This is a genomic window from Crenobacter cavernae, from assembly GCF_003355495.1.
Classification (GTDB): Bacteria; Pseudomonadota; Gammaproteobacteria; order Burkholderiales; family Chromobacteriaceae; genus Crenobacter; species Crenobacter cavernae.
In genome coordinates, this window is sequence record NZ_CP031337.1 from 1,805,038 (window position 1) to 1,828,413 (window position 23,376).

General features: G+C 66.1%; 24 protein-coding genes. 17 read left to right on the top strand and 7 right to left on the bottom strand.

Annotated features, from left to right (window positions below; genetic code table 11):
* Window positions 1-117 precede the first annotated feature (117 nt).
* Window positions 118-1,239 (bottom strand): beta-ketoacyl-ACP synthase III, encoded by a 1,122-nt coding sequence (locus DWG20_RS08725; RefSeq protein ID WP_115433445.1) that lies wholly within the window; start codon window positions 1,237-1,239, stop codon window positions 118-120.
* 267 nt (window positions 1,240-1,506) lie between these two features.
* On the opposite strand from DWG20_RS08725, the gene iscR reads away from it, so the two are divergent.
* From iscR to iscX, 9 genes are all read left to right on the top strand, one after another.
* Window positions 1,507-1,995: a Fe-S cluster assembly transcriptional regulator IscR gene (gene iscR / locus DWG20_RS08730; RefSeq protein ID WP_115433446.1), complete on the top strand. Its 489-nt coding sequence runs from the start codon at window positions 1,507-1,509 to the stop codon at window positions 1,993-1,995.
* A 26-nt stretch (window positions 1,996-2,021) separates the two neighbouring features.
* Window positions 2,022-3,239 (top strand): IscS subfamily cysteine desulfurase, encoded by a 1,218-nt coding sequence (locus DWG20_RS08735; protein ID WP_115433447.1) that lies wholly within the window; start codon window positions 2,022-2,024, stop codon window positions 3,237-3,239.
* A gap of 55 nt (window positions 3,240-3,294) precedes the next feature.
* Window positions 3,295-3,678, top strand: a complete 384-nt coding sequence (gene iscU, locus DWG20_RS08740; protein WP_115433448.1) for a Fe-S cluster assembly scaffold IscU — start codon at window positions 3,295-3,297, stop codon at window positions 3,676-3,678.
* 90 nt (window positions 3,679-3,768) lie between these two features.
* Complete coding sequence (gene iscA / locus DWG20_RS08745) at window positions 3,769-4,095, top strand: iron-sulfur cluster assembly protein IscA (protein ID WP_115433449.1); 327 nt, start codon at window positions 3,769-3,771, stop codon at window positions 4,093-4,095.
* A 13-nt stretch (window positions 4,096-4,108) separates the two neighbouring features.
* Window positions 4,109-4,660 (top strand): Fe-S protein assembly co-chaperone HscB, encoded by a 552-nt coding sequence (hscB, locus tag DWG20_RS08750; RefSeq protein ID WP_115433450.1) that lies wholly within the window; start codon window positions 4,109-4,111, stop codon window positions 4,658-4,660.
* 54 nt (window positions 4,661-4,714) lie between these two features.
* Window positions 4,715-6,574, top strand: a complete 1,860-nt coding sequence (hscA, locus tag DWG20_RS08755) for a Fe-S protein assembly chaperone HscA (protein WP_115433451.1) — start codon at window positions 4,715-4,717, stop codon at window positions 6,572-6,574.
* 10 nt (window positions 6,575-6,584) lie between these two features.
* Window positions 6,585-6,926 carry an ISC system 2Fe-2S type ferredoxin gene (gene fdx / locus DWG20_RS08760; protein ID WP_115433452.1) on the top strand — a complete coding sequence of 114 codons (342 nt, stop codon included), beginning with the start codon at window positions 6,585-6,587 and terminating at the stop codon, window positions 6,924-6,926.
* 11 nt (window positions 6,927-6,937) lie between these two features.
* A complete protein-coding gene (locus DWG20_RS08765) occupies window positions 6,938-7,426 on the top strand; it encodes a YbaK/EbsC family protein (RefSeq protein WP_115433453.1) in 489 nt (162 codons plus the stop codon).
* A 3-nt stretch (window positions 7,427-7,429) separates the two neighbouring features.
* A complete protein-coding gene (iscX, locus tag DWG20_RS08770) occupies window positions 7,430-7,624 on the top strand; it encodes a Fe-S cluster assembly protein IscX (RefSeq protein WP_115433454.1) in 195 nt (64 codons plus the stop codon).
* An 80-nt stretch (window positions 7,625-7,704) separates the two neighbouring features.
* Here iscX and DWG20_RS08775 read toward each other — a convergent pair whose 3' ends face one another.
* Window positions 7,705-8,034 carry a BON domain-containing protein gene (locus DWG20_RS08775; RefSeq protein WP_115433455.1) on the bottom strand — a complete coding sequence of 110 codons (330 nt, stop codon included), beginning with the start codon at window positions 8,032-8,034 and terminating at the stop codon, window positions 7,705-7,707.
* Window positions 8,035-8,295: 261 nt separating this feature from the next.
* On the opposite strand from DWG20_RS08775, the gene DWG20_RS08780 reads away from it, so the two are divergent.
* The 3 genes from DWG20_RS08780 to DWG20_RS08790 all read left to right on the top strand — a co-directional run bounded on the left by DWG20_RS08780 (window position 8,296) and on the right by DWG20_RS08790 (window position 10,851).
* A complete protein-coding gene (locus tag DWG20_RS08780; RefSeq protein ID WP_115433456.1) occupies window positions 8,296-8,943 on the top strand; it encodes a glutathione S-transferase family protein in 648 nt (215 codons plus the stop codon).
* Window positions 8,944-9,134: 191 nt separating this feature from the next.
* Entirely contained in the window at window positions 9,135-10,340 is a 1,206-nt protein-coding gene (gene hmpA, locus DWG20_RS08785) for an NO-inducible flavohemoprotein (RefSeq protein ID WP_115433457.1), read from the top strand.
* A 64-nt stretch (window positions 10,341-10,404) separates the two neighbouring features.
* Window positions 10,405-10,851, top strand: a complete 447-nt coding sequence (locus DWG20_RS08790) for an RrF2 family transcriptional regulator (RefSeq protein WP_115433458.1) — start codon at window positions 10,405-10,407, stop codon at window positions 10,849-10,851.
* Between the two features lie 91 nt (window positions 10,852-10,942).
* On the opposite strand, the gene DWG20_RS08795 is transcribed toward DWG20_RS08790, so the two are convergent.
* The gene (locus tag DWG20_RS08795) at window positions 10,943-11,866 is read right to left on the bottom strand and encodes a LysR family transcriptional regulator (protein WP_115433459.1); all 924 of its coding nucleotides are present in this window, start codon (window positions 11,864-11,866) and stop codon (window positions 10,943-10,945) included.
* A gap of 94 nt (window positions 11,867-11,960) precedes the next feature.
* On the opposite strand from DWG20_RS08795, the gene metE reads away from it, so the two are divergent.
* On the top strand, window positions 11,961-14,237 hold the full coding sequence (metE, locus tag DWG20_RS08800) for a 5-methyltetrahydropteroyltriglutamate--homocysteine S-methyltransferase (RefSeq protein WP_115433460.1): 2,277 nt from the start codon (window positions 11,961-11,963) through the stop codon (window positions 14,235-14,237).
* A 99-nt stretch (window positions 14,238-14,336) separates the two neighbouring features.
* Window positions 14,337-15,881: a mechanosensitive ion channel family protein gene (locus tag DWG20_RS08805; protein ID WP_115433461.1), complete on the top strand. Its 1,545-nt coding sequence runs from the start codon at window positions 14,337-14,339 to the stop codon at window positions 15,879-15,881.
* 37 nt (window positions 15,882-15,918) lie between these two features.
* Here DWG20_RS08805 and ntrC read toward each other — a convergent pair whose 3' ends face one another.
* From ntrC to glnA, 4 genes are all read right to left on the bottom strand, one after another.
* The gene (gene ntrC, locus DWG20_RS08810) at window positions 15,919-17,355 is read right to left on the bottom strand and encodes a nitrogen regulation protein NR(I) (RefSeq protein WP_115433462.1); all 1,437 of its coding nucleotides are present in this window, start codon (window positions 17,353-17,355) and stop codon (window positions 15,919-15,921) included.
* Window positions 17,356-17,380: 25 nt separating this feature from the next.
* A complete protein-coding gene (glnL, locus tag DWG20_RS08815) occupies window positions 17,381-18,436 on the bottom strand; it encodes a nitrogen regulation protein NR(II) (protein ID WP_115433463.1) in 1,056 nt (351 codons plus the stop codon).
* 196 nt (window positions 18,437-18,632) lie between these two features.
* Window positions 18,633-19,139 (bottom strand): DUF4124 domain-containing protein, encoded by a 507-nt coding sequence (locus DWG20_RS08820; RefSeq protein WP_115433464.1) that lies wholly within the window; start codon window positions 19,137-19,139, stop codon window positions 18,633-18,635.
* A 189-nt stretch (window positions 19,140-19,328) separates the two neighbouring features.
* On the bottom strand, window positions 19,329-20,747 hold the full coding sequence (gene glnA / locus DWG20_RS08825) for a type I glutamate--ammonia ligase (protein ID WP_115433465.1): 1,419 nt from the start codon (window positions 20,745-20,747) through the stop codon (window positions 19,329-19,331).
* 287 nt (window positions 20,748-21,034) lie between these two features.
* Between glnA and DWG20_RS08830 the strand changes: the two genes are divergently transcribed.
* From DWG20_RS08830 to mtgA, 3 genes are all read left to right on the top strand, one after another.
* Window positions 21,035-21,487, top strand: a complete 453-nt coding sequence (locus DWG20_RS08830) for a rhodanese-like domain-containing protein (protein ID WP_115433466.1) — start codon at window positions 21,035-21,037, stop codon at window positions 21,485-21,487.
* Between the two features lie 177 nt (window positions 21,488-21,664).
* Window positions 21,665-22,486 (top strand): shikimate dehydrogenase, encoded by an 822-nt coding sequence (aroE, locus tag DWG20_RS08835; RefSeq protein WP_115433467.1) that lies wholly within the window; start codon window positions 21,665-21,667, stop codon window positions 22,484-22,486.
* Between the two features lie 3 nt (window positions 22,487-22,489).
* Window positions 22,490-23,173: a monofunctional biosynthetic peptidoglycan transglycosylase gene (gene mtgA / locus DWG20_RS08840; RefSeq protein ID WP_115433468.1), complete on the top strand. Its 684-nt coding sequence runs from the start codon at window positions 22,490-22,492 to the stop codon at window positions 23,171-23,173.
* Window positions 23,174-23,376 lie beyond the last annotated feature (203 nt).

Here is a 23,376-nt window from a genome sequence, read left to right on the forward strand (position 1 = left end):
CGGCTCGGTCAAGGCCGGCTATTGATCGCCTCGGCGTGGTGGCACGCACCGGCGTAGAGGCTCGGGTCGGAAGACTCGGCCAGCCCTGCGTCGATCGGCATGAAGCCGTCGGCCCGTTCAGCGTCTTTTCAGGACGACGCTGCCGACCGAATAGCCGGCGCCGAACGACGACAGCACGCCGATGTCGCCCCCGGCCATGTCCTGGCTGTGAAGGTGAAAGGCGATCACCGAACCGGCCGAGCTGGTGTTGGCGTACGAATCGAGGATGACCGGCGCCTCGCTCCGCGTCGCGTCGCGGCCGAGCACGCGGCGCGCGATCAGCTCGTTCATCGCCAGGTTGGCCTGGTGCAGCCAGAAACGCTTGACCTGCTGCGGGGCGATGCCGAGTTGGCCGAGGTGGGCGACGATATGTTCGCCGACCATCGGGCAGACCTCCTTGAATACCTTGCGCCCCTGCTGCACGAACAGCTTGTCGACGGCGCCGACGCCCTCGGGCGCGCAGCGATTCAGGAAGCCGAAGTTGTTGCGGATATGGTTAGAGAACTGCGTCGCGAGTTTGCCGCCGAGGACCTCGTAGACGTTGGCCGAGCGTGCGGTATCAAACGCCTCGAGCACCAGCGCGGTCGCCGCGTCGCCGAAGATGAAGTGGCTGTCCCTGTCGCGGAAGTTGAGGTGGGCCGAGCAAATCTCCGGGTTGATCACCAGCGCGAGTTTCGCCTGGCCGGCGACGATCGCCGCCACCGCGTTCTGGATGCCGAAGGTCGCCGACGAGCACGCGACGTTCATGTCGTAGGCGAAGCCCGCGGCGCCGAGCGCCTGCTGCACTTCGATCGCCACCGCCGGGTAGGCGCGCTGCAGGTTCGAGCAGGCGACGATGATCAGGTCGACTTCGCTCGCGGCGCGACCGGCAGCTTTCAATGCGTCGCGCGCCGCGGCCACCGCCATCTCGGCCTGTGCCGACAAGGCGTCGTTGCCGCGCTCGGCCAGGTTCGGCGCCATGCGCCGCGGATCGAGCACGCCGTCCTTGTCCATCAGGTAGCGCTGCTTGATGCCTGAAGCGCGCTCGATGAAGTCGCTGCTCGACTCGGCCAACGCCTCGATCTGGCCGCTGGCGATGTCGCCGGCGTGATCCATGTTGTAGTGCGAGACAAACTGGTTGAAGGCGGCGACCAAGGCGTCGTTGCCGACTGCGTGCGGCGGGGTGAACAGGCCGCTGCCGCTGATCACGACAGGTTTCATGGGGGCTCCCTTTGACGGCGGCCGGGCGCTTGGCGCCGCGAAGCTAATGCGACGCTGAGCAAACGCACGGTTTAAACGATTGTTTGGCCGCATCATACACCAAGCCCTATAAGCCACCGCGAGAAATCCATCCCCATCGACGCAGAAACCAAGTAAAATACTCAACTTTGCCGGCGCCACAGGGGTGGAACCCCGAGTCCGGATAGTTGACTAAATTAGTCGGATATTCGGTATAATCGTTTCACCACCCCAAGGGAGTTCGAGACTATGCGCCTCACCACCAAAGGCCGGTTCGCGGTCACCGCCATGCTGGATCTCGCGCTGCGCGAAGCGGGCGGTCCGGTGACGCTGGCGGGTATCAGCGAACGCCAGGGCATCTCGCTCTCCTACCTGGAGCAGCTGTTCGGCAAACTGCGCCGTGCGCAGCTGGTGGACAGCGTGCGCGGTCCAGGCGGCGGTTACACGCTCGCCAAGGTCTCGGCGGACATCTCGGTGGCCGATATCATCGTCGCGGTCGACGAACCGGTCGACGCCACGCAGTGCGGCGGTCGCGAGAACTGTCACGACAACCACCGCTGCATGACCCACGACCTGTGGACCAACCTGAACACCACCATTTTCGATTACCTCTCCCAGGTCACGCTGGCCGGTCTCATCGACCAGCAGCGGACCAAGGAGACGAACGTTTTGCAGGATAAACGCGAGGCCGGCGCTCATCGCCGCGCCTGTGCCGAGTCCGTCACCGGCGCGGCCTGAGTCGCCGGTTCCGTGGAGAAATGACAATGAGCGAGCTCAAGCTTCCTATCTACCTCGACTACTCGGCCACTACGCCGATCGATCCGCGCGTAGCCGAACAGATGATTCCCTACCTGACCGAGAAATTCGGCAACCCCGCGAGCCGCAGCCACAGCTTCGGCTGGGACGCCGAGCAGGCGGTGGAGAACGCGCGCGCCGAGGTGGCGAAGCTCGTCAACTGCGACCCGAAGGAAATCATCTGGACCTCGGGCGCCACCGAGTCGGACAACCTGGCGATCAAGGGCGCCGCCCAGTTCTACAAGACCAAGGGCAAGCACCTGATCACCGTGAAGACCGAGCACAAGGCGGTGCTCGACCCGATGCGCGAACTCGAACGCCAGGGCTTCGAGGTCACCTACCTCGGCGTCAAGGACAACGGCCTGCTCGACATCGAAGAATTCAAGGCGGCGATCCGCCCGGACACCATCCTCGCTTCGGTGATGTTCGTGAACAACGAGATCGGCGTGGTGCAGGACATCGCGCAGCTCGGCGAAATCTGCCGCGAAAAGGGCATCATCTTCCACGTCGACGCGGCGCAGGCGACCGGCAAGGTCGAGATCGACCTCGAGACCCTCAAGGTCGACCTGATGAGCTTCTCGGCGCACAAGACCTACGGTCCGAAAGGCATCGGCGCGCTGTACGTGCGCCGCAAGCCGCGCGTGCGCCTCGAAGCGCAGATGCACGGCGGCGGCCACGAAAGGGGCTTTCGCTCGGGCACGCTGGCGACGCACCAGATCGTCGGCATGGGCGAGGCGTTCCGCATCGCCCGCGAAGAAATGGCCAGCGAGAACGAACGCATCCGCATGCTGCGCGACCGGTTGTGGAACGGCGTGAAGGACATGGAAGAAGTCTACGTGAACGGCGACCTCGAGCACCGCGTGCCGCACAACCTGAACGTCAGCTTCAACTTCGTCGAAGGCGAGTCGCTGATCATGGCGGTGAAGGATCTGGCGGTATCGTCGGGTTCCGCGTGCACCTCGGCCAGCCTCGAGCCGTCCTACGTGCTGCGCGCGCTCGGCCGCAACGACGAACTGGCGCACAGCTCGATCCGCTTCAGCATCGGCCGCTTCACCACGGTCGAGGAAGTCGACTACGCGGTCTCGCTGATGCGCGGCAAGATCGACAAGCTTCGCGAACTGTCCCCGCTGTGGGAAATGTTCAAGGACGGCGTCGACCTCAACAGTGTTCAGTGGGCGGCCCACTGATTGACTTGTGAGGTGGGACGGGAAACCGACACCTCACCCTCACAGGAGAACGAAAATGTCTTACAGCACCCAGGTTCTGGATCACTACGAACACCCGCGCAACGTCGGTTCCTTCGAGAAGGGCGACGAGACGGTCGGTACCGGCATGGTCGGCGCCCCGGCCTGTGGCGACGTGATGAAACTGCAGATCAAGGTCGGCGAAGGCGGCGTGATCGAAGACGCCAAGTTCAAGACCTACGGCTGTGGGTCGGCGATCGCGTCGTCGTCGCTCGTCACCGAATGGGTGAAGGGCAAGACGCTGGATCAGGCGCTGTCGATCAAGAACACTGACATCGCCGAAGAACTGGCGCTGCCGCCGGTGAAGATCCACTGCTCGATCCTCGCCGAAGACGCGATCAAGGCGGCGGTGGCCGACTACAAGCAAAAGCACGGGGAATAAGGCTCGGCCAACCCCTACAGCGGCTACCGCCCTCCGGCACGAGGGCGGCCCGCCGTTTCGCTAAGTACGAATCCGACCAGAAAGCTTGCGATGGCGATTACCCTTTCCGAACGCGCAGCCCAGCATGTGTCCGCCTTCCTTGCCAAACGCGGCAAGGGGCTCGGCGTCCGCCTGGGCGTAAAGACCACCGGCTGCTCCGGCATGGCCTACAAGCTCGAGTTCGTCGATGCGGCGATCGACGGCGAGGACATCGTGTTCGAGAGCCACGGCGTGAAGGTGTTCACCGACGCCAAGAGCCTCGCCTACCTCGACGGCACCGAGCTCGACTACACGAAGGAAGGCCTCAACGAGGGCTTCAAGTTCAACAATCCGAACGTGAAGAACGAATGCGGCTGCGGCGAAAGCTTCCAGGTCTGAGCCGGCTGCCCCTATGAACGTCGACCCCTTGAACGCCGAGACCTTCGGCCAGGACTTCTTTACGCTGTTTGACCTGCCGCGGGCCTTCGCGCTCGACGCGCCGCTGCTCGACGAGCGCTACCGTGCCGCCGCCGGTGAAGTTCACCCCGACCGTTTCGCACGCGCCGGCGACGCCGAGCGTCGCGTCGCGCTGATGATGGCCACCCGCGTCAATGAGGCGTACCGGACGCTCAAGCAGCCGCTTTCCCGCGCGCGCTACCTCTTGACGCTGCACGGCGTCGACACCCAGGAAGAAACCAATACCGCGATGCCGGCGGCCTTCCTGATGGCGCAGATGGAGTGGCGCGAGGCGGTGATGGACGCAAAGGCCGACCGCGACGTCGACGCGCTCGAACGCCTGGCTCGCGAACTGCGCGGCGATGCGTCCGCATTGACAGCCGAATTGCAGACCGCGCTCGATACCGCCGGCGACCTCGACGCCGCCGCGCTCTTGGTGCGCAAGTGGCGCTTCCTCGAGAAGCTCGAGCAGGAAATCGGCGACGCCATCGAAGCGCTGCTGTTCTGATCGCGTCCGGGCCGGCAGGCTCGGCCAACCTCTGCCCTACACGAAGACACCCACATGGCACTGCTGCAAATCGCCGAACCCGGCCTGTCCGCCGCTCCCCACCAGCACCGCCTCGCGGTCGGCATCGACCTCGGCACCACCAACTCGCTGGTCGCGACCGTCCGCAGCGGCTCGGCCGTCTGTCTGCCCGATGAGGCCGGCCGCACGCTGTTGCCGTCGGTGGTGCGTTATCTGGAGAACGGTGAGGTCGCGGTCGGCTACGCCGCCCAGGCCGAGCAGAGCCGCGACCCGGCCAACACCGTCGTGTCGGTCAAGCGCTTCATGGGCAGGGGCCTTGCCGACCTGTCGCACGTCGCGCGCGAACCGTACCGCTTCGTCGACGCGCCGGGCATGGTGCAGCTGGTCACCCGCGCCGGCACCAAGAGTCCGGTCGAGGTGTCGGCCGACATCCTGCGCGCGCTGAAGGTCCGCGCCGAGGCGAGCCTCGGCGGCGATCTGACCGGCGCGGTGATCACCGTGCCCGCCTACTTCGACGACGCGCAGCGCCAGGCGACCAAGGACGCGGCCAAGCTCGCCGGCCTTGACGTGCTGCGCCTGCTTAACGAACCGACCGCCGCGGCGATCGCCTACGGCCTCGACAACGGCGCCGAGGGCGTCTACGTCGTCTACGACCTGGGCGGCGGCACCTTCGACGTGTCGATCCTCAGGCTGTCGCGCGGCGTGTTCGAGGTGATGTCGACCAGCGGCGACTCGGCGCTCGGCGGCGACGACTTCGACCACCGCATCTATTGCTGGGCGCTCGAGAAAGCTGGCCTGCACGGCCTTACCCCGCACGACACGCGGCTGTTGCTGACGCGCGCGCGCGAAGCCAAGGAGACGCTGACCGAACATATCGAGACGCGCTTCACCGCCTTGCTGTCCGGAGGCCAGGTCATCGACCTCTTGCTCGACCAGGCGACCTTCCACGCGATCAGCAAGACGCTGATCGACAAGACGATCACCCCGGTGCGCAAGGCGCTGCGCGACGCGAAGATCGGCGTCGACGACGTCAAGGGCGTCGTGATGGTAGGCGGCGCGACGCGCATGCCGCAGGTGCAGCGCGCGGTCGGCGACTACTTCGGCCAGACGCCGCTGACCAACCTCGACCCGGACAAGGTGGTCGCGCTCGGCGCGGCGATGCAGGCCAACGTGCTCGCCGGCAACAAGCGCGACGACGACTGGCTGTTGCTCGACGTGATCCCGCTGTCGCTCGGCCTCGAGACGATGGGTGGCCTCACCGAGAAGATCATCCCGCGCAACAGCACGATCCCGATCGCGCGCGCGCAGGAGTTCACCACGTATAAAGACGGCCAGACCGCGATGGCGATCCACGTGCTGCAGGGCGAGCGCGAACTGGTGTCCGATTGCCGTTCACTCGCGCGCTTCACGCTGCGCGGCATCCCGCCGATGGTTGCCGGCGCTGCGCGCATCCGCGTGACCTTCCAGGTCGACGCCGACGGCCTGTTGTCGGTGTCCGCACGCGAGCAGTCCAGCGGCGTCGAGGCGAGCATCGAGGTCAAGCCGAGCTACGGCCTGTCCGACGACGAGATCAGCCGCATGCTGAGCGACTCGATCGAGCACGTCCAGGACGACATCGACGCGCGCCGCCTGCGCGAAGCCATCGTCGACGCCGAAGCGCTGATCGACGCGACGAAGGGCGCGCTCGCCGCCGACGGCGACCTGCTCGACTTCGACGAGCGCGAGGCGGTCGACGCCGCGCTGGCCGCCGCCGCCGCCGCCGTCGCCGGCGGCGAAGTGGTCGCGGTCAACGCCACCACCGCCGCGCTCAACCACGCTACCGAAACCTTTGCCGCGCGCCGCATGGACCGCAACATCCAGCGCGCGCTCAAGGGCCACAATATTTCCGAACTCTAAGGACGAACGCATGCCCCGTATCATCGTTTTGCCGCATGCCGACCTGTGCCCCGAAGGCGCCGTGATCGACGACGCGCCGACCGGCCAGAGCATCTGCGAGACGCTGCTCGCCCACGACATCGAGATCGAACACGCGTGCGAGATGTCGTGCGCCTGTACCACCTGCCACGTGATCGTGCGTGAAGGCGGCGACTCGCTCGCCGAAGCCGACGAGCTCGAGGAAGACATGCTCGACAAGGCGTGGGGCCTCGAGCCGCAGTCCCGCTTGTCGTGCCAGGCGCTCGTCACCGACCAGGACCTGGTGGTCGAGATTCCGCGCTACACGATCAACCTCGCGCGCGAACACCACTGAGCGGCGCCGCGATGAGCGAAGCGCAACACGACAGCTCGGTCGCCCGCGTCGCCTCGACGTTGGCCGAGCTCGGTCTTTACGCCGAGATCCGCGAGATGGCCGAGTCGACCCGCACGTCGGCCGAGGCCGCCGCGGCGATCGGCTGCAGCGTCGCGCAGATCGCCAAGTCGATGGTGTTCCGCGAGCTCGAGAGCGGCCGCGCGCTGATCGTTGTCGCCAGCGGCAGCAACCGCGTGTGCACGAACAAGCTGGCGACCCTCACCGGCAAGACCATCGCTCGCGCCGACGCCGCCTTCGTGCGGGAGAAGACCGGTTTCGCGATCGGCGGCGTGTCGCCTATAGCTCATGTCAGCGAAGTCGACATCCTGCTCGACCAAGACCTGTTCCAATATGAAGAAATCTGGGCCGCCGCCGGCAGCCCGTATGCGGTGTTCCGCACCACCGCCGACGCGCTCGCGTCGGCGAGCGGCGCCCGCGTGGCCGATATCAAGGAGGGCTGAACGATGAAATGGACCGACACTTACGACATCGCGATCGAACTGGCCGACACCCACCCGGACGTCGACCCGAAGAAGATCAACTTCGTCGACCTGATGAACTGGGTGCTGGCGCTCGACGGTTTCGACGACGAGCCCGGCCACTGCGGCGAGAAGATCCTCGAAGCCATCCAGATGGCCTGGATCGACGAGGCCGAGTGAGGCCCGTCGCCTGACTCGAGCCGCTCGAACAAAACGCCCCGCAGCGCGGGGCGTTTTCTTTTGTGCGGTGCTCGGCCGGCTTACTTGAACTTCATGTCGTTGACGACGTTCTTCACGCCCGGCACGTCCTGCGCGATCAGGCCTGCCTTCAGCATCTGCTGGTCGTCGGTCATCGCGCCCTCGATCTTGACGTCGCCCTTCTTGCTCGTGACCTTGAGGTTCAGCGGCTTGAGCGACGCATCCTTGTCGAGCGCCGACTTTACGGTGGAGGCGAGCGCCACGTCGGGGTCGACCGCGGCTGCGGCGGCCTTCGGCGCGGTTTGCGGCGCGGTGGTGCTCGAGCAGGCGGCAAGCCACAGCGGGGCAACGAGCGAAATCAGCAGGGTGGCGCGATTCACAACGCGGTTCATGGTGTTCTCCAGTGTCGATCGAGTGTGTGGCGGGCCCCTGTCGGCAGGGGCGGTCTTGTCTAAACAAGCGTCGATTCTAGGAAAAAACGGTTAAGAAAATGTTTCGGTTCGATTGCCGTGTCGTGAAGGCCGCATCGGGCCGGGCTTTAGTGCATGAAATGCTAAAGTCATTCTGTGGGGCTGTCGCCGTGCGCCGGTTCGCCATTACACTGGAATCATCGCGAGGGCCGCCACCCGGCCCGGATTCCACGGGAGCTTTGCATGTTCAAACTGATCATCGGCAACAAGAACTATTCATCGTGGTCGCTCAGACCGTGGCTCGTCCTCAGGATGCTCGACGAGCCGTTCACCGAGCACCAGATCCCGCTGTACCAGGCCGACTCGAAGGAACGCATCCGCGCGGTTAGCCCGACCGGCAGGGTGCCGCTGTTGATCGACGGCCAGCTCGCGATCTGGGATTCGCTGGCGATCTTCGAGTACCTGGCCGAATGCTTCCCCGGCGCCAGGCTGTGGCCGCTCGACCGCGAGGCGAGGGCGCTGGCGCGCGCGGTGTCGGCCGAGATGCACTCGGGCTTCTTGGCGCTGCGCGAGAACTGTCCGATGGACATCACGCACGAGGGCAAGACGCTGCCGAACCTGCCGGCGGTGCAGGCCGACATCGAGCGCATCGTCGCGATCTGGGAGAATCTGCGCCAGCGCTTCCAGGACGACGGCCCCTTCCTGTTCGGCCATTTCACCTTGGCCGACGCGATGTACGCGCCGGTCGTCACCCGCTTCAAGACCTACGGCGTCGAGCTGCCGCCGGCGTCGCAGGCGTACAGCGATCACATCCTGAGCCTGCCGGCGATGCGCGAATGGTGCGCCGCGGCGCGTGCGGAGATCGCCGCCGGCATGCTTGCTCCTTATTGAGCACACCGTATTGAAAACCGCCTTGTCCGACGCCCCGCAAGGGGCGTTTTCTATGGCGAGTCCGACGTTGCGCTTGACGGTGACATTTAAGGTGTATTAAAAGTGCATCTATTGAATCCGCCGCCGCGCAGCGGCCGGGTTTCGCTTGCGCCGAAAAACATGTGTTGAAAATGCCACTAAAAGGAAGAACGATGCTGACCGAACAGACCCGCAGCCTTGTCAAAGCCACCGTGCCGGTCCTGAAGGAGCACGGCGTGACGCTGACCAGCCACTTCTACCGGCGCATGTTCAGCCACAACCCCGAGCTGAAGCACATCTTCAACCAGGGCCACCAGGCGTCCGGCCAGCAGCAGCAGGCGCTGGCCGGCGCGGTGCTCGGCTATGCCGAACACATCGACGATCCGTCGGTGCTGGCGCCGGTGGTGATGCGCATCGCGCACAAGCACGCCAGCCTCGGCATCCGCGCCGAGCATTACCCCATCGTCGGCGGCCACCTGTTGGCGTCGATCCGCGAGGTGCTGGGCGAGGCGGCCAGCGACGAGCTGATAGCCGCGTGGGCCGCCGCCTACGGCCAGCTCGCCGACATCCTGATCGCCGCCGAGGCCGAGCTGTATAAAGATTCCACGCTGGCCGACGGCGGCTGGTCGGGCTACCGGCCGTTCAAGGTGATGGAGCGCGTGGAGGAAAGCGGCGAGATCGCATCGTTCTACCTCGTGCCCGCCGACGGCGGCGCGCTACCCGCCTTCAAGCCGGGGCAGTACGTGTCGGTGCGGGTCTTCCTGCCCGAGCTGGGCCTCGCGCAGCCGCGCCAGTACAGCCTGTCCGACGCGCCGAACGGCCGTTATCTGCGCATCTCGGTCAAGCGCGAGGCGGGCGACGACGTCCGGCCGTTCGGCACGGTGTCGAACCACCTGCACGCCACGCTCAAGGCCGGCGCGGTGCTGGAGCTGTCGGCGCCGATGGGCGACTTCGTGCTGCACGAAGACCGCGGGACGCCGGTGGTGCTGATCAGCGCCGGCGTCGGCCAGACGCCGATGATGGCGATGCTGCAGACGCTGATCGCAGAGGACAGCCCGCGCGACATCGTCTACCTGCACGCTGCGCGCAACGAGGCGGCGCTGGCCTTTGCCGATACGCTGAAAACGCTGGCCGAGCCCTGTCCGCGGCTCAAGCACGCGCTGTTCGTAGAGGACGGCGTAGCCGACGGCAGGCATCGCCACGCCGGCCGCATCGAGCGTGACACCTTGGCCGAGCACGCGCTGACGGCAGGGGCCGACTACTATCTGTGCGGCCCGCTGCCCTTCATGAGCGCGCAGAAATCGGCGCTGCTGTCGCTCGGCGTCGCGCCCGAGCGCGTGCACTACGAGGTGTTCGGCTCCGACCCGCTGACGGTCTGACGGCTTGATTCCGGGCGGCGTCGCGCCTATGCTCGATCCGCCCGATTCCCACGATCCGAAGCCCATGCAACTGACCCGTTTTACCGACTTCGGCCTGCGCGTGCTGATGTACCTGGCCGTCGCGCCGCGCGACGTGCCGGCGACGATCCCCGTGATCGCCGAGCGCTTCGCGATCTCGCGCAACCACCTGGTGAAGGTGGTGCACTTCATGGCGCAGCAGGGCTGGATCGTCACCACGCGCGGCAAGGGAGGCGGCTTGCGGCTCGCGCGAGCGCCGGCCGAAATCAACCTCGGCGCGGTGGTGCGGCTCCTGGAGCCCGCGCACGCACTGATCGACTGCGCCGATCCGCCTTGTGCGCTGCGTTTCGGCTGTCGCCTGAAGGGCGTGCTCGACTCGGCGCTCGACGCGTTCTACGCGACGCTCGACGCGGTGACGCTGGCCGACCTGATGCAGGAGCCGACCGGCTCGGCCATCGTGCGGCTGCACGCGCTGTCGCCGCCGCCGGCCTGAACCATTCCTGCGCCGCCCCGGTTTCCGGGTTGCTCGCGTGATAAAAAAGCTCGGCCAACCCTCAAAGGGTTGGCCGAGCTTTTTCATGCCATCACCCCAAGGCCGACAGCCCCGGCAGGCTGGCGAAACTGGTCTCGCGCACCGTCGCGAGGAAATCGTCGAGGTAGGCGAGCCGCGCGTCGTCCTCGCGCAGCGCCGCGTACAGCTCGCTCTGCAATCCTTCGCCGATAGTCCTCGCGACCACGTAGCCGCGTTCCAGGTAGGGCACCACCGCCCAGAACGGCAGCGCGCTGATGCCGCGTCGGCTCGCGACGAGTTGCACGATGGCGACGGTCAGCTCGCTCGTGCGCCGCGTCGGGTTCACGCCGGCCGGTTTCAATACCTTCTTGATCAGGTCCAGCATGTCGTCGGGCACCGGGTAGGTGATCAGCGTCTCGTCGGCGAAGTCCTGCGCGTCGAGCGACTTCTTCGCCGCGAGCGGGTGATCCTTCGCCAGCACGGCGACCATCTCGTAAGCGAACAGCGGCCGGTGAGCGATGCCGGGCTGCGGTTCGGCGTCGGACACGATCGCCAGGTCGGCGCGGTTGGTCAGCAGCAGCCCTACCGGGTCGGCGTGGAAGCCCGACACGATGTCGAGCTCGACCGCCGGCCAGTGGCTGCGGAAGGTGTCCATCGCCGGCATCAGCCAGTCGAAGCAGGTGTGGCACTCGACCGCGATGCGCAGCTCGCCCGCCTCGCCCTCGCGGATCTGCGCGAGGTCGCGCTCGGCGCTCGACACCTGGGGAAGGATATGGCGCGCGAGCGTCAGCAGTCGTTCACCGGCCGGCGTCAGCTTCAGCGGCTGGCTCTTGCGGGCGAACAGTTCGAGCCCGTAGGCGGCTTCGAGTTGTTTGAGCTGGTGCGACAGCGCCGACTGCGTGAGGAATAGCCTCTCGGCGGCGCGCGATACGCTGCCGGTGTCGGCCAGCGCGACGAGGGTTTTCAGGTGGCGCAGTTCGAGCGGCGACTGGTTCATGAATGATCCTCATGTTTGATGCAAATATAATGCGTTTGAATCATAAACGAGCGCCGCGCATCATGCATCCGTTAACTGAAAAAAGGATTGCATGATGAACATTGTTCATAATCTGGGTTTTCCGCGCGTCGGCGCGAAGCGCGAACTGAAGTTCTGGCTGGAGTCGTACTGGAAGGGCGAGCTGCCGGCCGACGAGTTGCTGAAGAACGCGCGGTCCTTGCGTGAAAAACACTGGCTGCTGCAGCGCGGCGCCGGCGTGGATCGCGTGCCGGTCGGCGATGCGGCGCTGTACGACCACGTGCTCGACGCGCTGGTGCTGGTCGGCGCGCTGCCGAAACGTTTCGGCCTCGACGCGGCGTCGTTGGATCTCAAGGGCTACTTCACGCTGGCGCGCGGCGACAAGACGCACCACGCGATGGAGATGACCAAGTGGTTCGACACCAACTACCACTACCTGGTCCCCGAGTGGCGCGCCGACACCGCGTTCGCCGCCCACCCGGCGCGGCTCGTCGAGCAGGTTCGCGAGGCGAAGGCGCTCGGCGTCAGGCCTAAGCCGGTGCTGGTCGGCCCGCTGACGCTATTGTGGCTGGGTAAATCGAAGGACGGCAGCCAGCCGCTCGAGTTGGCCGCAACGTTGGCCGAGGCCTACGCCGGCGTGCTCGAGGCGCTCGCCGCCGAGGGCGTCGACTGGGTGCAGATCGACGAGCCGATCCTGGCGCTCGACCTGCCGGAAGAATGGCGCGCCGCGTTCGCGCCGGTTTACGCGAAGTTGGCCGAGGTGAAGGTCAAGCTCTTGCTCGCGACCTATTTCGGCAGCGTTGCCCAGCACGCCGCGCTGATCGACGCGCTGCCGGTCGCCGGCGTGCATCTCGACCTCACGCGCGCGCCGGAACAGCTGGCCGCCTTCCTGCCGGCCTGGCCGGAAAACCGCGTGCTGTCGGCCGGCGTGGTCAACGGCCGCAACGTGTGGCGCACCGATCTGTCTGCCGCGCTGGTGCAATTGGAGAACGCGCGCCAGAAGCTCGGCGACAAGCTGTGGATCGCGCCGTCTTGCTCGCTGCTGCACAGCCCGATCGACGCCGCGCAGGAAACCGAGCTCGACGTCGAGCTGAAGACCTGGCTCGCTTTCGCGGTGCAGAAACTGAACGAGCTGAAACTGCTGAAGCGCGGCGTGGTGCATGGTCGCGGCGACATCGCCAACGAACTGGCGGCGAGCGACTTCGTGCAGCAAAGCCGCAAGAACAGCCCGCGCGTGCATCGGCCGGAAGTGGCGGCGCGCCTGGCCAGCCTCGCGCCCGGGGCCGACCAGCGGGGCAGCGCCTATCCCTTGCGCGCCGAGAAGCAGGCGGCGTGGCTGAAGCTGCCGCTGTTGCCGACGACGACGATCGGCTCCTTCCCGCAGACCGCGGAGATCCGCGCCGCGCGCGCCGCGTTCAAGCGCGGCGAGCTGTCCGACGCCGATTACAAGACTGCGATGCAGAAGGAGATCGCGCTCGCGGTGCGCGAGCAGGAAGCGCTCGGCCTCGACGTGCCGGTGCATGGCGAAGCCGAACGCAACGACATGGTCGAATACTTCGGTGAGCAGCTGACCGGCTATCTGTTCACCCGCCACGGCTGGGTGCAGAGCTACGGCAGCCGCTGCGTGAAGCCGCCGGTGATCTACGGCGACGTCGCGCGCCCGGTCGCGATGACGGTCGAGTGGTCGGCCTACGCGCAGAGCCTGACCGACAAGCCGATGAAGGGCATGCTGACCGGCCCGGTGACGATGCTGCAGTGGAGCTTCGTGCGCGACGACGCGCCGCGTTCGCTGGTCTGCAAACAGTTGGCGCTGGCGCTGAACGACGAGGTGCTCGACCTCGAGGCCGCCGGCATCCGCGTGATCCAGATCGACGAGCCGGCGCTGCGCGAAGGCCTGCCGCTGAAAAAGGCCGACTGGGACGCCTACCTGGCGTGGGCCGGCGAGGCGTTCCGCCTGTCGAGCAGCGGCGTCGACGACGCGACGCAGATCCACACCCACATGTGCTACTCGGAGTTCAACGACATCCTGCCGGCGATCGCCGCGCTCGACGCCGACGTGATCACCATCGAGACGTCGCGCTCGGACATGGAGCTGTTGACCGCGTTCGGCGACTTCGAATACCCGAACGAGATCGGACCGGGCGTGTACGACATCCACAGCCCGCGCATCCCGGCCGAGGAAGAGATCGAGCGGCTGCTGACCAAGGCGCTCGCGGTGATCCCGGCGCGCCGCCTGTGGGTGAACCCGGACTGCGGCCTGAAGACGCGTGGCTGGCCCGAGGTGAAGGCGGCGCTCGCGAACATGATGACGATCACCCGCAACTTGCGCGAAAAGCTCGCCGCGACCGCCTGATCGGAGCCCGCTCAGCGCATTAGGCGCCGTCCCGCAAGGGGCGGCGCCTTTTTTGCGCCGGGACTATGCTGAAATCATTGCAAGGGGGAGGGGGACGCCATGTCGACCGATCTGACGCGCTGGCTCAGCGGCACGCTGCCCGGCAGCTGGCAGGACACCCTGGCTCTGGCCTTCGTCACGCTCTTGATGGGGCTCGCGCTGTACCGTTTCAGCCCGGACAGCCGGCGCCGGCTGCGGATGTCGCTGGTGCTGACCATCTTGCTGTTCGGCCTCTTGCGCTTGTCCCTGTGGCTGGGCAGCGACAGCCGCGCGATGAGTTGGGTGCTGCTCGCCGAGGTCAGCGTCGTGCTGCTCGGCCTGATCGTGCTGCGGGTGTGGGGCATGGTCGTGTGCCGGCTGGTGTTGCCGGTGGCGAGCCTGACGCCGCCGCGCATTCTCGAGGACATCCTCGTCGCCGTCGCCTACCTGGCGTGGGGGCTGGTGCTGTTGCGCCAGGCGGGTCTGGACCTGTCGCAGATCGTCACCACGTCGGCGGTGATCACCGCGGTGCTGGCGTTCGCGATGCAGGACACGCTCGGCAATATCCTCGCCGGCATCGCGCTGCAGCTCGACAACTCGGTCGACATCGGCGACTGGGTGAAGGTCGACGACGTCACCGGCCGCGTGGTCGAGATCAACTGGCGCGCGACCAGCGTCGAGACGCGCAACTGGGAAACGGTGGTGATCCCGAACAGCGTGCTGATGAAGCAGAAGTTCGTCATCCTCGGCAAACGCCAGGGCGCACCCGAACAGTGGCGGCGCTGGGTGACCTTCGACGTCGACTGGGACACGTTGCCGACGCAGGTGATCCAGCAGGTCGAACGCGCGCTGAACGAGGCGCACATCCCGCACGTCGCCGCCGAGCCGGCGCCCAACTGCGTGCTGATGGGCTTCGAGACCGGCTTCTGCCGCTACGCGGTGCGCTACTGGCTGACCGACCTCAACCTCGACGACCCGACCGATTCGCTGGTACGCGCGCACGTCGACGCCGCGCTCAGGCGCCACAACGTGCGCATCGCCGCGCCGCAGTTCAACGTGGCGATCACCAAGGAAAACGAGAAATACTTCGAGGCGCGCCACCGCCGCCACATCGAGGAGCGGCTCGCGGCGCTGTCGCGCGTCGACCTGTTCGCACCGCTGACCGAGGCCGAACGCGTGCAGTTGGCCGAGCAGCTGCGCTTCACGCCCTTCGTCAGCGGCGACACCATCATGCAGCAGGGCCAGGTTTCGCACCGGCTCTACATCCTGATCAAGGGCGAGGTCGAGGTGTGGATAGACGAGGGCCAGGGGCGGCAGCTGGTCGACGTGCTCGGCCCCGGCCAGGTGTTCGGCGAGATGGGGCTGATGACCGGCGAAGCGCGCAGCGCGACGGTGGTCGCGCGCGGTACGGTAGAGTGCTTTAGGCTCGACAAGGACGCGCTGCAGACCATCCTCAGCTCGCGCAAGGAACTGCTCGAGAGCCTGTCGCGCACACTGGAGAAAAGGTTGGCCGAGCGCCGAAAACGCCACGGTGTTCGCCCGGTGGTCGTGCCGACCCCCGAGCCCAGCAATGAGCTGGTGGATAAGATGCGGCGCTTTTTCGGGATGACGCGCGGCGGGCAGTGATCGACTAGGTCGTTTGGCTGAGCGGCTTGAGGCGGGCTCAGTCGCCGGCCGTCTCTACGTGCGGCTCGTGTCCCGCCTCCATCCCCAGCTCGTGCATCTTGCGCGTCAGCGTGTTGCGCCCCCAGCCCAAGAGGTGGGCCGCCTCGACCTTGCGCCCGCCGGTATGCGCGAGGCCGGTGCGGATGCAGGTTTCCTCGAAGCGCCGCGTCAGCTCGTCGATCAGGCCGACCTCGCCGCTGGCCAGCCGCCGCGCCAGTTCCAGCGCCAGACCCTGCGTCCAGCTCTGACCGCCGGTCGCCGTTGCGGTATCGACGGCGCCGCCCTCGCGCATCTCGGGCGGCAGGTCGGCGACTTCCACCGTCTGGCCGGGCGCCATCACCGTCAGCCAGTGGCAGACGTTTTCCAGCTCGCGCACATTGCCGGGGAAGGCGTAGCCCTTGAGCTTGTCCATCGCCGGCTCGGCCAACCTTTTCGGCTCGACGCCGAGGCTGGAAGCGCTCTTGGCGAGAAAATGCCGCGCCAAGAGCGGGATGTCCTCGTGCCGTTCGCGCAGCGGCGGCAGGCGCAGGCGGATCACGTTCAGCCGGTGATAGAGATCCTCGCGGAACAGACCCTGCTTCACGCGCTCTTCGAGGTACTGGTGGGTGGCGGCGATCACGCGCACGTTGGCCTTGATCGGCGTGTGGCCGCCGACGCGGTAGAAGTGACCGTCGGACAGCACGCGCAGCAGGCGCGTCTGCAGCTCGGTCGGCATGTCGCCGATCTCGTCGAGGAACAGCGTGCCGCCCTCGGCCTCCTCAAAACGGCCGCGCCGTGTCGCGGTGGCGCCGGTGAACGCGCCCTTCTCGTGGCCGAACAGTTCGGATTCGAGCAGGTCGCGCGGAATCGCCGCGGTATTGAGCGCGACGAACGGTTTGCCGGCGCGCGCCGAATGGCGGTGCAAGGCTTCGGCGACGCGCTCCTTGCCGGTTCCCGATTCGCCGGTGATCAGCACGGTGACGCTCGACTGCGACAGCCTGCCGATCGCGCGGAACACGTCCTGCATCGCCGGCGCCTGGCCGAGCAAGGCCGGCATCGCCTCGGGCGCCTTGTCGTTGCCGTCTTCGGCCTCGTTCTCGGCCAGCGCGCGTTCGATCAGCGAGACCGCGATGTCGACGTCGAACGGCTTGGGCAGGTATTCGAATGCACCGCCCTGGAAGGCCGCGACCGCCGAGTCGAGGTCGGCGTGCGCGGTCATCACGATCACCGGCAGGTTCGGGCAGACGGCCTTCACTTCGGCCAGAAACGCCAGGCCGTCGAGGCCGGGCATGCGGATGTCGCTGACGATCACGCGCGGCGTGACGCGCGCCAGCGCCGACAGCGCGTCGTCGGCGTTGGCGTAGCTTTGGTATTCGATGCCGGCGCGGGCGAGGGCTTTCTCCAGCACCCAGCGGATGGCCTTGTCGTCGTCGATGATCCAGACTGGAGCGGTCATGCGCGTCGTCCTTTAAGAAGACCGCTCAGCTTTCGCGGCTGAACGGCAAGAGTACGGTGAAAGTGGTCTGTCCCGGGCGCGACTCGAACTCGATCGCGCCACCGTGCTGGTGGACGAAGGCCTGCGCGAGCGTCAGCCCGAGGCCGGTGCCTTCGGCGCGGCCGGTGACCAGCGGGTAGAAGATGTGGTCGCGGATCTCGTCGGGGATGCCCGGGCCGTTGTCGACGATCTGCAGCTTCAGCGCTAGTGCGTGACGCTTGCGCGCGAGCGTGACCTGGCGTGCGACGCGCGTGCGCAGCACGATCTCGCCTTCGCCCTTCATCGCCTGCATCGCGTTCTTGGTGATGTTGAGCACGATCTGGATCAGCTGGCTCTTGTCGGCGATCAACAGTGGCAGGCTGACGTCGTAATCGCGGCGCACGACGAGGCCCTTCGGCGTCTCGGCGAGCAGGATGCTGCGCACGCGTTCGAGCACTTCGTGGATATTGATTTCTGAAAGCACGTGGCGCTGGTTCGGCATCAGCATGCGGTCGACCAGGCTCTGCAGGCGCAGTGCCTCTTCCTTGATCACCGCGGTGTACTCCTTGAGCTCCGGCCGGTCGGCGATCTCGTGTTCGAGCAATTGCGCCGCGCCGCGGATGCCGCCGAGCGGGTTCTTGATCTCGTGCGCGAGGTTGCGGATCAGTTCGCGGTTCGCCTGTTGCAGGAGCAGCAGGCGCTCCTCGTTGGCGATCTTCAGCTGCTGGTCGAGCGCGCGCATCTCGAGCAGCGCGAGCGCTTCGTCTCCCTCGAGCGGGGTGACGGTCAGCGCGACGTGCAACACGCTTTCCTGGTGCGCGAGGCCTAGCGCGAGGTCGTGTTCGATGAAGCTGGCGTGTTGCCTGAGCGTGGTGGCGACCGCCAGCGCGAGCGCTTCACTGTCGCGGAACAAGGTGGCGATGCGCTGGCGCGTCAGTTCGCGCCGCCCGAGCGCGAGCAGGTTTTCGCACGCCGGGTTGACGAACTGCACGGCGCCGTCGGCGTCGACGACCATGACCGGGGTGTCGAGCAATTCCAGGCCGGCAAAACGGGAGGGGTTCATGGCGATGCACACCTTCGGGGCGATACCGAAACAAAAGCAAGCGACGCGCCAGCGGGGATTAGGGATTACCCGTGACGGATTCCCCGCGCCGCGTACAAAAAAAGCCGAGTCGCCGGCGTTCGCAGCGGGTCTCGGCCCATTCCGGTGCCGTATGCAGACCGGTGTGCACGATTATGCACCGATTGGGTGCGTCAACTTATTGTTGGCCGAGTTCCTTCCTGATCGCGGCGACGTTCTTCTCGCGGTCGGTCACCGCGTCCTTCAGCTTCTGCACGCGGTCGAGGTACTTCTGGTAGTTCTTCTCGTTGCCGTTGCGCGTCGCCTCGCCGTCGGTCAGCGCCTTACGGGCATCGGCGAGCGCCTTCTGTTCGTTGCCCAGTTCGTCTTCGAGGATCTTGCGCCGGCCGGCGTCGCGCTGCTTCTGCGTGTCGGCGCTGACCTGCGGGTAGGCGCCACCGCCAGCCGAGCCCGCCGGGCGAGGCGTGCTGCTGGCGGAGCCGCCACTGCTACTGCTGCGCGGGGAGACCGCTGCCGGTTCGCCCGACGGGCGATAGCTGGATAGCGGCGCGAGGTCGACGCGCTGGCTGCCCCTCATCGGGACGTTGGTATAGGTGATGCGGCCGTTGGCATCGACGTATTTGTACACCGCAGCCTGGGTCGTGCCGCTGAGTAAAACCGCCAATACGAGGACGAGAGCTTTCATCGGGGTCCACTGGGGGAAGAGGGCTGGAAGGTCTGGAGCACGGTTGCCGCGTTTGCAAGCCGGCAGCCCTTTATGATAAGCAAAAGCATCGTGACCGTCATGCTTGGCGGACGAGCGCTCAAGAAAAAACCCGCCACACGGGCGGGTTTTCGATGATCGCAGGGCAGTGCAGGACCGCCCCGACGCCGATCAGGCGCTGTAGCTCTGTTCGAACTCCACCGGGTGCGGAATCATGCGCAGACGGTCCACTTCCTGCATCTTCAGCTCGAGGTAGGCGTCGATCCAGTCGTTGCTGAACACGCCGCCGCGGGTCAGGAACTCGCGGTCCGTGTCGAGGGCGGCTAGCGCTTCGTCGAGCGACGCGCAGACGGTCGGGATCAGCTTGTCCTCTTCCGGCGGCAGGTCGTACAGGTTCTTGTCGGCCGCGTCGCCCGGGTGGATCTTGTTCTGGATGCCGTCAAGGCCGGCCATCAACAGCGCGGCGAAGCACAGGTACGGGTTGGCCAGCGGATCCGGGAAGCGCGCCTCGATGCGGCGGCCTTTCGGGCTCGCCACGTGCGGGATGCGGATCGAGGCCGAACGGTTCTTCGCCGAGTAGGCCAGTTTCGTCGGGGCTTCGTAGTGCGGCACGAGGCGCTTGTACGAGTTGGTGCCCGGGTTGGTGATCGCGTTCAGCGCCTTGGCGTGCTTGATGATGCCGCCGATGTAGTACAGCGCGGTCTCGGACAGGCCGCCGTAGCCGTCGCCGGCGAACAGGTTCTGGCCGTCTTTCCAGATCGACTGGTGCACGTGCATGCCGGAGCCGTTGTCACCGAAGATCGGCTTCGGCATGAAGGTCGCGGTCTTGCCGTAGCTGTGCGCGACGTTGTGCACGACGTACTTCAGGATCTGGGTCCAGTCGGCGCGTTCGGTCAGCGTGCTGAAGCGGGTGCCGATCTCGTTCTGGCCGGCGGTCGCCACTTCATGGTGGTGCACTTCGACCGGCACGCCCAGTTCTTCCAGCACCAGCACCATGGCCGAGCGGATGTCCTGGAACGAGTCGACCGGTGGGACCGGGAAGTAGCCGCCCTTGACGCCCGGACGGTGGCCGGTGTTGCCGCCTTCGTACTCCTTGGACGACGACCACGCCGCTTCTTCGGCGTTGATCTTCACGAAGCAGCCGGACATGTCCTGGCCCCAGGTGATGGAGTCGAAGATGAAGAATTCGGGTTCCGGGCCGAAGAAGGCGGTGTCGCCGACGCCGGACGCCTTCAGGTAAGCTTCGGCGCGCTTGGCGACCGAGCGCGGGCAGCGGTCGTAGCCCTTGCCGTCGGCCGGGTCGACCACGTCGCAGGTCATGAACACGGTCGGCTCGTCGAAGAACGGGTCGATCTTGACGGAGGCCGGGTCGGCCATGAGCAGCATGTCGGAAGCCTGGATGCCTTTCCAGCCGGCGATGGACGAGCCGTCGAAAGCATGACCGTTTTCGAACCACTCTTCCGGCTCGGACAGTAGCACGTGAGCCGGGATGGTCACGTGCTGTTCCTTGCCGCGGGTGTCGGTAAAGCGCAGGTCAACGAATTTGACGTCATTGTCCTGGATCAGTTTTACAACGTCTGCAACCGCCATGTGTGTCTCCTAAGGCCTTCTGCAATAGATTGCATTGATATGGTGAAATCCGGTACGCCGAGATCAAAGCATGAAGCGTGCCAGGTCTGTGCGGGCCGGAAAATGCGATGGTGCCGGCGCTCTTTGCGCCTGCCTTGCCCGGTTTTGGTGCATGAAAAGCGTACTTGCACTGTGTTGGTGCATTTAGCCTTGCGTCTGCCCCCTCCCGGTGCGCGGCCCACAGTGTTATAACGCATTTAGGCCGGGGTGGGTTTGATATTTATGTGCCGCGGCAAGGAGAGATCACGATGAGTCAAAGCAAGGAAATTCTCGGCGTCGCGCACCAGCGCGCGCTCGACAATGCGCTGCCGTATTCCGGCGCGGTGACCCCGGAAGAGGCGGCGCGCCTGATGGGCGAATTGCCTAACGTGGTGCTGGTCGATGTCAGGAGCGCCGCCGAATGGCAGTTCGTCGGCACGGTGCCGGGCTCGGTGCGTATCGAACTGAAGACCTGGCCGGGTATGCAGCCGAACCCGCACTTTCTCGCGCAACTGAAGGAGCAGGTCAGCGCCGAGGCACTGGTGCTGTTCATGTGCCGCAGTGGCGTGCGTTCCGACGAGGCGGCGCGCATCGCGACCGGCGCCGGTTATAGCGAGGTGTACAACGTGCTCGAAGGTTTCGAGGGCGACAAGGACGCCGCCGGACATCGCGGCACCGTCGGCGGCTGGAAAGGACACGGCCTGCCCTGGGTGCAGTCCTGATCCGCGCGGGCTCGGCCAGGCTGATGGACGTTGCCAAGCCTGGCCGAGCCCTTGCTGCGTTGCGACATCCGGGCCGGCGACGGCTTGCATCGCGCCGCGCATCAAGGCAAAGTTCTACCATCGGCGGCGCCGTCACGCGGCCCGCGCCATGCATTTGCCTATAGGGATAAGTTTTCCATGACCGACCGTTATGCCGTGATCGGCAACCCGATCGCCCACAGCCAATCGCCGTTCATCCACGCCGAGTTCGCCAAGGCGACCGGCGAGGACATCGCTTACGAGCGCCTGTTCGCCGAACTCGACAAGTTCAAGGTCGTGGTCGACGAGTTCGTCGCCGCCGGCGCGAAGGGGCTGAACATCACGCTGCCGTTCAAGGGCGACGCCTTCCGCTACGCCGACGAGCTGACCGAGCGCGCGCGCGCGGCCGAGGCGGTCAACACGCTGACCTTCAAGGACGGCAAGGCCTACGGCGACAACACCGACGGCGTCGGCCTCACGCGCGACATCGCCGAGAACCTCGACTTCCCGATCAAGGGCCAGCGCGTGCTGATCCTCGGCGCCGGCGGCGCGGTGCGCGGCGTGCTGGTGCCGCTGCTCGAGCAGAAACCGTCGGCGCTGACCATCGCCAACCGCACGCTGATCAAGGCCGAGGCGCTCGCGCACCAGTTCGGCCAATTCGGCCCGATCGAAGCGGTCGGCTACGAGGCGCTCGCCGGCCGTACCTTCGACATCATCATCAACGCGACCTCGTCGAGCCTGTCGAACGACCTGCCGCCGATCCCGCGCGGCGTGTTCACCCCGCGCACGCTCGCCTACGACATGGTGTACAGCAAGGGTCTGACGCCCTTCCTCGCGCGCGCGCAGTCCGAAAACGCCGGCATGCTGGCCGATGGGCTGGGCATGCTGGTCGAGCAGGCGGCCGAGTCGTTCCGCATCTGGCGCGGCGTGCAGCCGGAAACGCGCGCGGTGACCAATCTGCTCAGGGATCTCTTGGCCTGACCCATGCGCCTTCTGCTTAAAATCGGGGCGGCCCTGTTGGCCGCCCTTGTTTTGTACAACCTGTGGATCTTCGGCCACATCGTCTACTGGCGTTCCAGCAACCCGTCGGCCAGCGCCTTCATGAACGAGCAGCTCGCCCGGCTGCAGGAAGACGACCCTGACGCCGAACTGCGCCATAAATGGGTGCCTTACGAACGGATCTCGGCCAACCTCAAGCGCGCGATCGTCGCGTCGGAAGACGCGAAGTTCGTCGACCACGAGGGTTTCGACTGGAACGGCATCGAGGCGGCGTTCGAGAAGAACATGAAGCAGGGCAAGATCGTCGCCGGCGGCTCGACCATCAGTCAGCAGCTGGCGAAGAACCTGTTCCTGTCGAGTCGCAAGACGCCGTGGCGCAAGCTCGAGGAGGCGGCGATCACCGTGATGCTCGAGGCGGTGCTCGACAAGCGGCGCATCTTCGAGATCTATCTGAACGTGATCGAGTGGGGCAACGGCGTTTTCGGCGCCGAGGCGGCCAGCCGTCACTACTTCGGCGGTTCCGCCGCGCGGCTCGCGCCGGCGCAGGCGGCCAAGCTCGCCGCGATGGTGCCCAACCCGCGCTTCTACGACGAACACCGCAACGCGCGGGGGCTGGCGAAGAAGTCGCGCATCATCCAGCGCCGCATGCGTTTCGCCGACGTGCCCTGACTAGACGGCCGTTACCGGCGGTAACGCCTTGTCCGGGATTTGCTTTTTGCGCCCCCGTCCGCCTGTCTGGCGGGCGGGGGTGTTCGTATGATAAAATCAACTGTTTTCTGTTTTTGGCCGCATAAAGCGGTTTAAATCATGGACTTGCCCAGTTATCCCTTAACCGAATCCCGCAATTCAGCTTCAACCCTATCCTGATTCCC

Coding starts and splice junctions, on each gene's coding strand:
- mtgA (WP_115433468.1), top strand. CDS start 22,490: ATGCGCCTTCTGCTTAAAATCGGGGCGGCCCTGTTGGCCGCCCTTGTT.
- aroE (WP_115433467.1), top strand. CDS start 21,665: ATGACCGACCGTTATGCCGTGATCGGCAACCCGATCGCCCACAGCCAA.
- metE (WP_115433460.1), top strand. CDS start 11,961: ATGAACATTGTTCATAATCTGGGTTTTCCGCGCGTCGGCGCGAAGCGC.
- glnA (WP_115433465.1), bottom strand. CDS start 20,747: ATGGCGGTTGCAGACGTTGTAAAACTGATCCAGGACAATGACGTCAAA.
- iscX (WP_115433454.1), top strand. CDS start 7,430: ATGAAATGGACCGACACTTACGACATCGCGATCGAACTGGCCGACACC.
- DWG20_RS08795 (WP_115433459.1), bottom strand. CDS start 11,866: ATGAACCAGTCGCCGCTCGAACTGCGCCACCTGAAAACCCTCGTCGCG.
- DWG20_RS08820 (WP_115433464.1), bottom strand. CDS start 19,139: ATGAAAGCTCTCGTCCTCGTATTGGCGGTTTTACTCAGCGGCACGACC.
- DWG20_RS08790 (WP_115433458.1), top strand. CDS start 10,405: ATGCAACTGACCCGTTTTACCGACTTCGGCCTGCGCGTGCTGATGTAC.
- iscA (WP_115433449.1), top strand. CDS start 3,769: ATGGCGATTACCCTTTCCGAACGCGCAGCCCAGCATGTGTCCGCCTTC.
- DWG20_RS08805 (WP_115433461.1), top strand. CDS start 14,337: ATGTCGACCGATCTGACGCGCTGGCTCAGCGGCACGCTGCCCGGCAGC.
- hscA (WP_115433451.1), top strand. CDS start 4,715: ATGGCACTGCTGCAAATCGCCGAACCCGGCCTGTCCGCCGCTCCCCAC.
- hmpA (WP_115433457.1), top strand. CDS start 9,135: ATGCTGACCGAACAGACCCGCAGCCTTGTCAAAGCCACCGTGCCGGTC.
- DWG20_RS08735 (WP_115433447.1), top strand. CDS start 2,022: ATGAGCGAGCTCAAGCTTCCTATCTACCTCGACTACTCGGCCACTACG.
- glnL (WP_115433463.1), bottom strand. CDS start 18,436: ATGAACCCCTCCCGTTTTGCCGGCCTGGAATTGCTCGACACCCCGGTC.
- fdx (WP_115433452.1), top strand. CDS start 6,585: ATGCCCCGTATCATCGTTTTGCCGCATGCCGACCTGTGCCCCGAAGGC.
- DWG20_RS08765 (WP_115433453.1), top strand. CDS start 6,938: ATGAGCGAAGCGCAACACGACAGCTCGGTCGCCCGCGTCGCCTCGACG.
- DWG20_RS08725 (WP_115433445.1), bottom strand. CDS start 1,239: ATGAAACCTGTCGTGATCAGCGGCAGCGGCCTGTTCACCCCGCCGCAC.
- iscU (WP_115433448.1), top strand. CDS start 3,295: ATGTCTTACAGCACCCAGGTTCTGGATCACTACGAACACCCGCGCAAC.
- ntrC (WP_115433462.1), bottom strand. CDS start 17,355: ATGACCGCTCCAGTCTGGATCATCGACGACGACAAGGCCATCCGCTGG.
- DWG20_RS08775 (WP_115433455.1), bottom strand. CDS start 8,034: ATGAACCGCGTTGTGAATCGCGCCACCCTGCTGATTTCGCTCGTTGCC.
- iscR (WP_115433446.1), top strand. CDS start 1,507: ATGCGCCTCACCACCAAAGGCCGGTTCGCGGTCACCGCCATGCTGGAT.
- DWG20_RS08780 (WP_115433456.1), top strand. CDS start 8,296: ATGTTCAAACTGATCATCGGCAACAAGAACTATTCATCGTGGTCGCTC.
- DWG20_RS08830 (WP_115433466.1), top strand. CDS start 21,035: ATGAGTCAAAGCAAGGAAATTCTCGGCGTCGCGCACCAGCGCGCGCTC.
- hscB (WP_115433450.1), top strand. CDS start 4,109: ATGAACGTCGACCCCTTGAACGCCGAGACCTTCGGCCAGGACTTCTTT.